The sequence below is a fragment of the Streptomyces sp. NTH33 genome, from assembly GCF_003236365.1.
GTDB lineage: Bacteria > Actinomycetota > Actinomycetes > Streptomycetales > Streptomycetaceae > Streptomyces.
In genome coordinates this window covers 1-11,005 of the sequence record NZ_POTZ01000236.1, presented here as the reverse complement: position 1 = coordinate 11,005, position 11,005 = coordinate 1, and the positions used below count along the sequence as shown (strand labels likewise).

Here is an 11,005-nt window from a genome sequence, read left to right as displayed (position 1 = left end):
GGCACGGGAGAGGGCACCGCCGGGTCGCCGCCGTTCGGGCTGGGCAACGGGACGAAGCTGGCGGTGGTGCGCACCGGGAGCGACAGCGCGCTGGCCGTCGAGGCGCGGGCGCAGCTCGGCAACGACGTGACCGGATGCCGGGAGGGGGTGCTGGTGTACCGGGTGCGCAGCGGGGTGGAGTCGGGCAGCGGCCCCGTCCAGGTGATCGACGCCCACCCGCGGACCGGCGCCTGCGCAAGGACCTCCGTCCACCCGCCGCTCGCCGACGCGCCGATCGACGTCGGCGAGACCTTCACCGTGCCGGGGGAAGGGGTCCGGGTGGAGGTGGAGAACCGCACGGCGTCGGGCGCGTACACGGTCAAGATCACGCCCGCCTGACACCCACGGTCACCGGAGCACCTGACTTCCACGATCACTGGAGCACCTGACACCCGCGGTGACCGGAGCACCCGACTCCCACGGTGACCGGAGCAAGGGGGTGTGGGTGGCGAAGCCCCCACCACGCGCGGCGAAGCCGCGCAAAAACAACGAGGGCGAGGCGGTCCGCGCTTTCCGCGAACATGCCTCGCCCTCGCCATCGTGCGCCGCCAGGGACTCGAACCCCGGACCCGCTGATTAAGAGTCAGCTGCTCTAACCAACTGAGCTAGCGGCGCCTGCTGACGTCGTAGACCTTAGCACCCTGGTCGGCGGGAGGAAAAATCGATATCCGCACGGTCGCCCGGGCCGCCCGTACGGCCGCCCACAGCAGGACCTCCGGGCCCGGCAGCCAGGGGTGACGGGTGTCCGGGGCGACCAGCCAGCGGGAGTCGGACCGCCCGGGGGAGCCGTCCCCGGCCGGGGACGGGAGGGTCACCGCGTCACCGTTGCCGTGGCACAGCAGCGGCGGGATGCCTTCGCCGCGGCCGGCCGCCCGGCCCTGGGACCCCCACTCCTCCCACTCCAGCAGCGAGGGCAGCCGGTGCGCGGTGCCCGGCGCGGCGAAGAGCAGCATCCGCCCCCGGTGGACGGCCACCGGGCCCGAGCCCGGGCCCTCGTCCCACAGCCGGTCCAGCATCCGGCGGCCGAAGACCACGGGCGTGCTCACCACGTCGAAGGCGGTGCCGCAGGGCAGGACGACCGGCGACCGCGGCCGCTCCCGCCAGAGCGCGAGGGTGCTGCGCGGGTACGTCCCCGCCGAGGCGAGCCAGGCGGCACCGTCCGCGGTGACGCCGGAGGCGTGCAGATGGTCGAAGGACGGTTCGTTCCCTGTACGGCTCATGACGGATACATCTACCGACCGTGAGCAGCCGCTTCCGCAGGGTTGTGGAAAACGGGGACAGGAGGGAGCGGGCGGGGGTATCGTACGCGCCCGGCATATGCCGGGCCGGAACAGTCCGGGAGCGGGTGGGTCAGAGAGGATCGGCCGGGTTGGCGTGTACGCCGCCCTCGGTTCCGCTGAGCAGATCCCGGCCGAACTCCACCATCTTCTTGGCGTAGTCCTCGGTCCACTCCGCCCGCTCGGCGATGTCCGCCGGGGTCAGCCGGTCGAACCGCCGCGGGTCGGCGAGCTGCGCCGCCGCGATCGCCTGGAACTCCACCGCCCGGTCGGCCGCCGCGCGGAACGCTTGCGTCAGCTCCGTCGCCCGCGCGAGCAGCGCGCGCGGATCGTCGATCGACTCCAGGTCGAAGAAGTGCTCGGGGTCGGCACTCGCCGCGGCGGGCTCGAACAGCAGGGGCGCGGGGCGTAGCCGCGGCTCGTTGCGACGCGGCGTTGGCTCCGCCATGTCGTGTCCTCCTTGTACGGTTCGGGTGGCACGGCCCTGCGAGAGGGCCACCCTTCATTGTCTCGCGCGCACGCAAGAGGGCAGCGGGACAAAAGCCCGCCCCGGCTTCCTCAAGGCTTCCAGCCCACCCGGTGTTCCCGCAGCCGCGCGAGCACGGCGTGGTTCGCCTCCCAGCCGTCGGGGAATTTGACCGTCACTCCCAGCTGGACCGGCTCCGTGGACGGGTGGTCGTCCAGGAGTTCGCTCACGCCGGCGCGGCAGATCACGATGCAGGCGTGGCGGTGGCGGGAGGCGAGCACGCAGAGGCGGCCGGTCTCCAGGTGGAAGGCGGTGGCGTCGGGGCGACCGGAGAGGGGGTGGAGGACCACCGTGACGTCGAACTCCCGGCCCTGGAGGCGGTTCGCGGTGTCCACGGTGACGTCGGTGACGCCCAGGTCCGCCAGGGCCGCGCGCACGGCCGCCGCCTGGTCGCGGTGCGCCGTGCCGACGGCGATCCGCCCGGCGGTCAGCGGCGCCGGGTCCGATGACCGCTCCGAGACAGCCGCGCCGCCCCGCTCCAGCAGCCGCCGTACGACCGCCGCCAGCGCGCGCACCGCCTCCGGGTCCGTGCGCGGGGTGTACCGCGCGGGCAACTCCAGCAGGCCCCAGCCGGACTCGGCGGCCTCGTCGATCACCCGGTCGGGGGCCGAGCCGTCCGAGGCGACGGCGAAGGTGAGCCGCCGGTCCCCGGCCGCCGTGCCGCTGCGGAACGGCGTGTACGGGTAGAACGCGTCCGAGACCAGCGGCGCCGCCGACGCCGGGAGCCGCCAGGACACCGGCAGCCGGTGCTGGGGCAGCCCGGGGTTGTGCGCGAGCAGGGTCGTCACCGCGGACGCCGACGGGTCGTAGGACAGGCCCGCCCACTGCTCGCTGCCGACGACCGAGAACGGGTCCAGCTGGCCCGGGTCGCCCACGAACAGCGCCCGCTCGAACAGCCCGGCCACCGCCAGCAGGGCGTCCGAGCGCATCTGGTACGCCTCGTCGACGATCGCGTGCCGCCACGGCTCGTCGGTCTTCACGTGCGCCCACTTCGCGGCGGTCGACAGCACCACGTCCAGACCGGCGAGGTCGGCGGCCTTCGCGGACTTGCGTACGTTCGGCAGGTCGTCGAGCGCCTTGTCGTACGGGTCGGCGTCACTGCTGTGCAGCCGGCCGACGGGCAACTCGGGGTTCTTCTCCGCCAGCCGCACCACCAGGTCGTCGACCTGCGCGTTGGTCTGCGCGACCACCATGAGGGGCCGTCCGGCGGCGGCCAGCTCCAGCGCCGCGCGGACGACGAGCGTCGACTTGCCCGCGCCGGGCGGGGAGTCGACGACGACCCCGCGGTGCGGGCCGTGCAGGGTGTCACGGAGGATCGCGTCGGTGGCCCGGGTGGCCGCCGCTCCCGGATCGAAGGCGGTCTCCTGGGCGGGGGCGGTCACAGGACATCCTCCTCGGTCACCGGGTCGGGGGCCTCCGGCGCGCTCTCCTCGTCCGGCGGGCCGCCGTGCGTCCACGGGGTCTGTTCCGGGTCGGGCAGCTTCGCGCCGCCGCGCTGTTCGTGTTCGAAGAGCGTGAAGCACAGGTGGTCGCCCTTCTCGGGGACCGAACCGGCCGCCGGTTCCCTGCCGCGGCCCATCCTGTCCAGGATCCGCAGCACGATCAGCGTCCCCTCGGCCCCGCCCCCTTCCTCGTGGGCGACGAACTCGGCCGACTGCGGCTTGCCGTCCAGCGAGCGGTACACCCGGGCCCGCTCGCCCAGGTGCGGCTGGTCGTCCGTGCGGACGGTGACCAGCGGGCGCGGACTGGGCCGCCTGCCCTCGCCGTAGGCCATGACGACGTCCGTGACCTCGCCGGCGAACGCCTCCCCGGCCAGCCGCCGCCCCGCCATGACCAGCGGGTCGTCCAGCGCCTCCTGGGCCTCCAGGCGGGCCTGCTCACGCTCGCGCGCGGCCAGCTTGTTCGCCGCGGTGACCGCGTCGTCGTGGCGCGGCTGCGGCGGCTCGCCCGCGAGCACGCGGTCGCGGTGGCCGGTGAACGACCAGCGGTCACGCGTCCACCGCTCCTCGACGTGCGCGCCCTCGGGCAGCGCCCGCAGCAGGTCCAGGCCGTCCCAGACCTTCTCCCAGGTGGGCAGGGCGCACCTCTCGACCAGCGCGCGGATCTCGCGCTCGGCGGCGGTGAGGGCGCCCAGCCGGTCGTCGGCCTGCAGTCCGTCCTCGGCGGCGGCGAGGGCCGTACGCGCGCGGTCGTAGCGCTCGATCGCGGGCGCCAGCAGCTTGTTGTCGAACGCCGGGTCGGTCGCCGGGCCCGCCGGCGGACACTCCAGCTGGCCGTCGGCGCCCCGCGCGAGCTCGGCCCGCAGCGCGGCCTGAGCGCCCGAGCCGCCCTCCGGCGGGCTGATCCACGCCAGCAGCGCCCCCAGGTGCTGGTCCTCCAGACCGGACTGGCCGGTCGTCCAGTGCCGGGCCAGCACGTCGGTCAGCGCCAGCAGCAGCGAGGAGCCGGGCACCCGCGCCCGCTCCCCGAAGTGGGTCAGCCACCGCCCGAGCAACGGCACCCTCGGCGGCGCCGGGTGCGGAGCCTGGGGGTCCTGCTCGGCGGTGCGCCGAAAGCGCATGGAGCGCCCGAGCAGCCGTACGAAGTCGATGCCCGCGCGGCTCGGCACGATCAGCTGGGGCGCGTCCGCGCACAGCTCGACCTCGACCTTGACCCACTTGCCGCTCTCCGGGTCGGTCTCGGTGCGCTCGGCGGACTCCACGGCCAGGGCACAGGAGTCGATGTACGGCAGGACCACGTCGGCCAGTTCGGCGAGGAACGCGAACCTCAGGTCCCGGTCGCGCGGCTGCGGCACGGCCAGCAGCCGGGGCGCGTGCCGGTCCGTGCCGACCAGCGCGCCGAGCGGGGCGCCCGCCTCACCGGCGGTGGTGAGCGGCACGAACACCAGCGGCCGCTCGGACAGGTGCCGGTGCCGGACGGTCGCGGCGGGCCGGGCCTGCCCGGCGCGCACCGCCTCGAGCCGGGCGAGGGCGGCGATCAGCGACATGCCGCCTCCCGGCCGGCGGACGCCAGCGCCTCGGCCCGCAGCGCGGCCGCCCTGCGCAGGGCCGCCACCGCCGGGTCGTCCGGGTCACCGGCCTCGCCGTGGGCCGCCGCCAGCACGTCCTCGACCGTCGACAGACCGCCCAGCTCGGCGCGGACCGAGCGGCCCAGCGCGGTCACCGCGCCCCGCGCGCGGGAGCGCGCCCGGCAGTGGAAGGCCAGCTCGCACGAGGCCAGGCACTCCGGCGCGTATGTCGCCGGGACCGCCTCGACCGCGGCCGTCAGCTCCTCGGGAGGCAGCTCGGGGGAGAAGCACACCCCTTCGGGGAGCGCGTCGGCGATGTCCTGGATGCGGGTCAGCCGAGTCAGCTGCCGGGCGGTCACCGCGCGCTGCTTGCGGACGTCGACGGCGAAGGCGGTGGGCAGGTTGGAGAAGTCCTTGGGGCACACCAGCAGCACCCGGTGCCGTACGCGCGGGGCGGGGTCCAGACGGGCGGCGACGTCCTCCAGCGCCAGCACGTACACCGCCGCCTGCCGGGCCGCCGCGCCCACCTTCGCCGGGTCCGCGGAGCCGTCCAGCATCGGGAAGGACTTGATCTCCACGACCGTCCAGCTGCCGTCCGGGTGCACCACCACCGCGTCCGGCTCCAGGAAGGCGGGCGAGCCGGCCACCTCCAGGGCGAGCAACGGATGGTCCAGCAGCGTCCAGCCGCCCGCCCCGGTGGCCTCGCGCAGCGCCAGCGCCGTACGTGCCGTGCGCCCGTCGGGACCCTGGGCGGTCAGGTCGGGGACGTGGGCCTCCTGCGGCGGTTCGGCGCCGGGGTCCAGCTTCCGGTGCGCCAGCCGCAGCAGTTCCGCGCCGCCGTCCGCCTTGACCCGCGCCTCGAACGCGTTGCCCCGCATGAAGGCGAACTGGGACTGGCCGAAGGCCGAGGGCGCGCCCAGCGCGTCGGCGAGCGCCGCCTTGTCCACGCCCGCGCCGTCCAGGATCGCGCGCCGCCGGCAGCCCGGGTTCGCGGCGAGCGCCGCCAGGGCACGGGCGTCCAGCGTCCGGGCCGGTACGCCGGGCCCGCGCAGCTCAGCGAGCTGGTGCCGGAGCGCCGTCCCCCGCTTGCTCAGGGACTTGTTCAGGGACGGCCCCCGGCGTGGCTCCGGGACCGGACCGTGCTTCGCGCTGCCGTGGAATCCGTTCACCCGCCGAAGTCTGGCATCTACTACTGACAATCGGGGAACCTGCGTCGCCCGGGCGTCCCGTGACGGCCGTGACACGGGCCGTCAGCACCGCCCCGGCCCGGTCCGCACCCCGCATCACATACGGCGCGAGCAGCAGCCCGACGCCCATCACGGCCGCGCCCGCGACCGCGTCCAGGAAGTAGTGGTTCGCGGTGCCCATCACCACCAGGGCGGTCACCAGCGGGTAGACCACGCCGGCGGCCTTGGCCGTACGCGTGCCGCCGTGGCGCCACAGCATCACCCCGCACCACAGGGCCCAGCCCACGTGCAGACTCGGCATGGCCGCGTACTGGTTCGTCATCCCGCCGAGCCCGCGCGGCGCGCTGGCCTCGCCGCCCCACCAGCCGTACGAGCTGTAGTACGCCATCGTGTCCACGAAGCCGTGCTCCGGGGAGAGCAGGCGGGGCGGGCAGGTGGGCAGCAGGGTGAAGCCGATCAGGCCGATGAAGGTGGACGTCATCAGCCAGGTCCGGGCCGCCCGGTAGAGCGCGGTGCGCGCCCGGAACAGCCACACCAGGATCACGGGCGTCACCAGGTAGTGCAGCGACGCGTACCAGAAGTCCGCCGGGACACCGATCCAGGGCTCGCGCGTGAAGAGGCGGTTGAGGGGGTGCTCGGCGTTCAGGTACAGCAGCTTCTCGACGCGCAGGATCGCCAGGCCGTGGTCGACGGCGGTGGAGACGTCCCCGCGGGCCAGCAGGCGGCCCGCCGAGTAGCAGCCGTACACCAGCAGGATCAGCGGCAGTTCGGCCCACCAGCGCAGCCGGGTTCGCGGGGGTGCCTCGGTGCACGCTGCCGGCGCCGGTGCCTCGGTCTGCGGCATCCGATGCCCCTCCCCCTGTTGTGTCGCTGCGGTGCCCGGTGGTGGGCCGGGTCGTGCCACTTTACGGTGCACGCGCCGCCCCCTCGGGGCAGCCCCCCGCCCCTCGAAGACGCGGAGATCGCCCCGAGGGTTGCGTCACACCACAGCCCGCCCACTCGTGCCGCTGGGACGGCACGGGTGGGCGCTGGGGCCCCTGCTCGAAGAGCTCGGGGGAGGCACCCCGCAAGCGCGGGCAAGCCGGCCCGCACCGGCCCGCACCGGCATGCGGCGCCCCCGCAGACTCACCTCACGCCGTCCGCGGCGACGACGCATGCCGCTCAAGGAACGCCGACACCCCACTCGCCCGCCGGTGCGGCGACAGCACCCGTGCCGTCCCCGCCAGCATCGTCTGGACCCGGGACGACTGGACCTGCCCCAGCAGATCCAGCACCCGCATCCCCGCGGCAGCGGCCTCGTCGGGGTACCCCCCGCGCGCGAGGTCGTCGGCCAGCTCGGCCGTGTACAGCGCGATGTTCCGCGTGAAGTGCGGGTCCTGCAGCTGCGCGGCCCGTCGCGCGTGCCGGGCCGCCCGCGGCCAGTCGCCCAGTGCCGACCAGCACTGCGCCTTCAGCCCCTCCAGCTCGGCCGCGCCGTAGAAGCTCATCCACTCGGGATCGGCGTCCGAGGGCCCCCGCTCGTACAGGGCCTGCGCCCGCGTGAGCGCCTGCTCGCAGCCGGTGCGGTCGGCGAGCCCCGCCCAGCCGCCCGCCTCGCGCAGCGCCAGCAGGGACATCAGCCGTGCCGAGCCCAGCCCGCGTCCCACGCGCTGCGCGGCCTGCGCGGCCCGTACCGCCTCCCGCGGCCGTCCCGCGTCCCGGGCGAGGAACGCCGTGTTGCAGAAGGCGTGCGCCTCCAGGGCCGGGTCCCCGGTCATGCGCGCGGTGGCCAGCGCCTCCGCGTAGTGCGAGCGGGCGTCGTCGAAGCGCCCGGAGTCGTGGGCCAGCCAGCCCACCGAGATGGCCAGTTCCCCGGCGCCCGAGTACAGCCGGTCGGCGGTGACCTGCCGGGTCGTTCCGGCGTCGAGCAGCGTGTAGGCGGCGCGCAGCGGAGCGGCCGCGCGGCGGTAGAGGCCGTCCGCTCCGTGCCGGTCGTCGAGCAACCGGATCCTGCGGACGGCCTCCTCGACGGCGCCGGCGTCGCTCGCGCCGGCGCGGCGCGCGGGGCGGTCCGCGGCCGACGCGTCGAAGGCGAGCCCCAGGGGGCCCAGCGAGGCGGCGGCCACCGTGGCGCCTCCGCGGGTCATGAACGCGCGACGCAGCACGTCGCTCTCCTCGTCGTCTTCGTGCGGGTGGTACGGGTCCTGCGGGTGGTCCTGGGAGTCGTGGAACTGATACGGCCGGTCCGCCTCCCGTGTCTCACACGGGGTGCGGCGTGCCGCGCGTCCGCGGACGGCCGACCGGGGCGCGAATCCCAGGTCGGTGAGCGTCCGGCCGGGGAACATGTGCAGAAACACACGTTCGTAGGCGTAGTTGGGGCAACGGATCTCACCTGCCTCCACCCGGCCGATGTAGCGGGCGTCACAGCTGACCCGCTCACCGATCTCCTGGGCGGCCCGCCGCACCATCGCGGCGAACTCGGCCGGCGAGCGCTGTCCGCGCAGCCGCCGGAAGGCGAGATTCGGCCGTGGTGGCCGGGGGGACTGGGACGAGGTCACCGTCGACGACGTCATGGCCGGGTCCTCTCGTACGAACCGTCGAACCATGCCGGGTGCATGGGGGAGTTGTCCGCATGATCCATGTGACTCCCTGTTTCCGGCGAGCAAGAAAGTACCGGTTGTGCCCGGTCCGCCACGCTGTGGTTGACTACAAATCGGATATCTCGCCCATGATCTGCCATGAAGTGCCATCCTTTGCGGGGACTTCGACCACACCCGTTGACGCGCTGCCGCGTTGAACCCCGTGGACCGGGAGCCGCCCGACTCCCGACCCGCTCGTCCAACGAGGAAGGTGTTCGCGATGGAGGCCGGGATGGAGACCCCGCAGAGACGCGATCCGTGTACGCAGCCGCCGCAGTCACCGCAACCCCCGTGCGACCTGGTGACGGTGCCGGCCCGGCAGGGGCTGGAGGCGGTCGACATCCTGCGCCGCGGCACGGGGGACGCGGTGGGGCCCGTACTGCACGACGACGAGGACGACACGCTGGGCTTCCTGGTGCCGGCCGGTACGGCCGCGGCCTGGGACGTGCCCGGGAGCACGTGCACGGAGACCGACGGGCAGGGCCTGAAGCTCGCCCCAAAGTCGCCCGCGGAGGGCTCGGACTGGCTGGTCCCGCCCGGCGAGGCCGACCTCGCGACCGACCCCGCGGTGCTCCGCCGGGCGCTGGGGGAGGCGGCCCGGATCATCGAGGCGGCGGACAACTGCCGCTGACGCCGGCCGGGCGGACACCCACGGCCCGGCACGCGCGTGCGTGCGGCGGTGCACGGCTTGCGACAATGGGCGAGTGGGAAGGTCCAGAAGTCCCCGCCGCGGGCGGGGAGCCGTCGAAGCCGTCGCCGAACAGGTCGACGGCGGGCTCGCGCAACTCGTACCCGACCGGGAGCGGGCGCGGGGCTGGACCCTGCTGATCGACGACGCCCCGCAGTCGTACGTCGATCTCGACGACCCGGCGTACCTCTCCTTCGAGTACCAGCGGCGGCTCGGCCATGTGATCGACCTCGCCGCGCCGGCCGGCAGACCGGTGCACGCCGTGCACCTCGGCGGCGGAGCGCTCACGCTCGCCCGGTACGTCGCCGCGACCCGTCCCCGCTCCACCCAGCAGGTCGTCGAACGGGACGCGGCTCTGGTCCAACTGGTGCGGCGTGAGCTGCCGTTGGATGCGAACGCCCGCATACGGGTGCGGTCGACGGACGCCCGCGAGGGGCTCGCCAAGGTGCCGGACGGCTGGGCCGACCTGGTCGTCGCGGACGTGTTCAGCGGCACCCGTACGCCCGCCCACCTCACCACCACGGAGTTCCTCGACGAGGTCCGCAGGGCCCTGAAGCCGGGCGGGGTCTACGCCGCCAACCTCGCCGACGGCCCGCCGCTGGCCCATCTGCGCGGCCAGATCGCCACCGCCGCCGCCCGGTTCGCGCAGCTCGCGCTGGTCGCCGACCCGGCCGTGCTGCGCGGCAAACGGTTCGGCAACGCGGTGCTCGTCGCCTCCGACCTGCCGCTGCCGGTCGCCGAACTGACCCGCCGGGCCGCCTCCGACCCGCACCCGGCCCGTGTCGAACACGGCCGCGCCCTCACCGACTTCACCGGAGGAGCCGTACCGGTCACGGACGCCACGGCCGTCGCCTCACCGGCCCCGCCACCCTCCGTCTTCCGCTGAACCGGGCGTGCGGCCAGCGGACTTGCCCGGGCGAGTCCTCAACCGGCCCGCACTTCGGTGTTCTGGCACGCGTGCAGCAGCCATCTGCCGTCGTCCTGCTTGGTCATGACGTAGAGCGGAGCGCCTTCCGTGTCGCCCTCTGCCGAGTGGTGGACCTGACGGACCTTGACGGCCGCCACGTCGGGCCGCAGGAACCGCGTGTGCACCGCCTCGTAGGTGACCTCACCGTCCCAGATCGCGGCGGGCAGCACGGCGCGGGTGAACTCGGCGATCGCGCCGAAGCCGATGAGGACCTTGCCGTGGGCGGTCGTCCAGAGGGCGTCGGGATGGAACAGCGCGAGGAAGGCCTCCACGTCCTTGGCGCGCTGGGCGCGCTCGACGGCGGCCACGACCTGTTCGACGGCTGCGATGTCCGCGGCTGCGATGTCCGCGGTTTCGGTGTTCACGGTTTCGGTGTTCACAAGGAACACCCTGGGACCTCAAGTGGACTTGAGGTCAAGGCCCGCAGCCGCGAGGGCCGTCCGGACAGGTCCTAGTAGCTGCCGATGTCCACGTGCGGCGGTCCGTCGTGCCAGGCGCAGATGACCGACACCCGGTCCGTGTCCGAGGTGAACTCCACGCGGATCCAGGTCTCCGTCTTCCACACCTGCATCGACCAGCCCGTGCCCGGAGCCGCGGAGACCAGGTTCGCCGAGGCCTCGCCGAGGTCGAAGACCACCCGGCCGCCCCTGGTGTCGTAGCTCTTGACCTGGCCGGAGGCGGTGGGGGAGGGAGGAG

10 protein-coding genes, 1 tRNA gene and 2 pseudogenes are annotated in these 11,005 nt (G+C 74.4%); 3 read left to right on the top strand and 10 right to left on the bottom strand.

The features are described from left to right. Positions 1 to 378: pseudogene (locus C1I97_RS21745) on the top strand (M6 family metalloprotease domain-containing protein); the annotation flags it as partial. A 202-nt stretch (positions 379 to 580) separates the two neighbouring features. Here C1I97_RS21745 and C1I97_RS21740 read toward each other — a convergent pair. The 8 genes from C1I97_RS21740 to C1I97_RS21705 form a co-directional block, all read right to left on the bottom strand. Next, positions 581 to 654, bottom strand: a tRNA-Lys gene (locus C1I97_RS21740). After that, positions 645 to 1,259 carry a bifunctional DNA primase/polymerase gene (locus C1I97_RS21735; RefSeq protein WP_111004889.1) on the bottom strand — a complete coding sequence of 205 codons (615 nt, stop codon included), beginning with the start codon at positions 1,257 to 1,259 and terminating at the stop codon, positions 645 to 647. The genes C1I97_RS21740 and C1I97_RS21735 overlap by 10 nt, the downstream gene beginning before the upstream one ends. Positions 1,260 to 1,389: 130 nt before the next feature. After that, positions 1,390 to 1,764 carry a hypothetical protein gene (locus C1I97_RS21730; RefSeq protein WP_073952897.1) on the bottom strand — a complete coding sequence of 125 codons (375 nt, stop codon included), beginning with the start codon at positions 1,762 to 1,764 and terminating at the stop codon, positions 1,390 to 1,392. 110 nt (positions 1,765 to 1,874) lie between these two features. Beyond that, on the bottom strand, positions 1,875 to 3,224 hold the full coding sequence (locus C1I97_RS21725; protein WP_111004888.1) for an AAA family ATPase: 1,350 nt from the start codon (positions 3,222 to 3,224) through the stop codon (positions 1,875 to 1,877). Next, positions 3,221 to 4,828: a hypothetical protein gene (locus C1I97_RS21720; RefSeq protein WP_111004887.1), complete on the bottom strand. Its 1,608-nt coding sequence runs from the start codon at positions 4,826 to 4,828 to the stop codon at positions 3,221 to 3,223. The genes C1I97_RS21725 and C1I97_RS21720 overlap by 4 nt, the downstream gene beginning before the upstream one ends. Further along, positions 4,819 to 5,955, bottom strand: coding sequence for a hypothetical protein (locus C1I97_RS21715; RefSeq protein WP_111004891.1), 1,137 nt, complete (start codon positions 5,953 to 5,955; stop codon positions 4,819 to 4,821). Before C1I97_RS21715 ends, C1I97_RS21720 begins: the two co-directional genes overlap by 10 nt. Then, the gene (locus C1I97_RS21710; protein WP_111004886.1) at positions 5,903 to 6,880 is read right to left on the bottom strand and encodes a phosphatase PAP2 family protein; all 978 of its coding nucleotides are present in this window, start codon (positions 6,878 to 6,880) and stop codon (positions 5,903 to 5,905) included. The genes C1I97_RS21715 and C1I97_RS21710 overlap by 53 nt, the downstream gene beginning before the upstream one ends. Before the next feature lie 286 nt (positions 6,881 to 7,166). Then, positions 7,167 to 8,588 (bottom strand): hypothetical protein, encoded by a 1,422-nt coding sequence (locus tag C1I97_RS21705; RefSeq protein ID WP_111004885.1) that lies wholly within the window; start codon positions 8,586 to 8,588, stop codon positions 7,167 to 7,169. 298 nt (positions 8,589 to 8,886) lie between these two features. Here C1I97_RS21705 and C1I97_RS21700 point away from each other — a divergent pair, with 298 nt between their 5' ends. Both C1I97_RS21700 and C1I97_RS21695 read left to right on the top strand, forming a co-directional pair. After that, the gene (locus tag C1I97_RS21700) at positions 8,887 to 9,285 is read left to right on the top strand and encodes a hypothetical protein (RefSeq protein ID WP_181446845.1); all 399 of its coding nucleotides are present in this window, start codon (positions 8,887 to 8,889) and stop codon (positions 9,283 to 9,285) included. A 73-nt stretch (positions 9,286 to 9,358) separates the two neighbouring features. After that, positions 9,359 to 10,228: a spermidine synthase gene (locus C1I97_RS21695; protein WP_111004883.1), complete on the top strand. Its 870-nt coding sequence runs from the start codon at positions 9,359 to 9,361 to the stop codon at positions 10,226 to 10,228. A 38-nt stretch (positions 10,229 to 10,266) separates the two neighbouring features. Here C1I97_RS21695 and C1I97_RS21690 read toward each other — a convergent pair whose 3' ends face one another. After that, positions 10,267 to 10,689 (bottom strand): SgcJ/EcaC family oxidoreductase, encoded by a 423-nt coding sequence (locus C1I97_RS21690; RefSeq protein ID WP_258382676.1) that lies wholly within the window; start codon positions 10,687 to 10,689, stop codon positions 10,267 to 10,269. Positions 10,690 to 10,760: 71 nt separating this feature from the next. After that, positions 10,761 to 11,005, bottom strand: a pseudogene (locus tag C1I97_RS21685) (hypothetical protein); the annotation flags it as partial.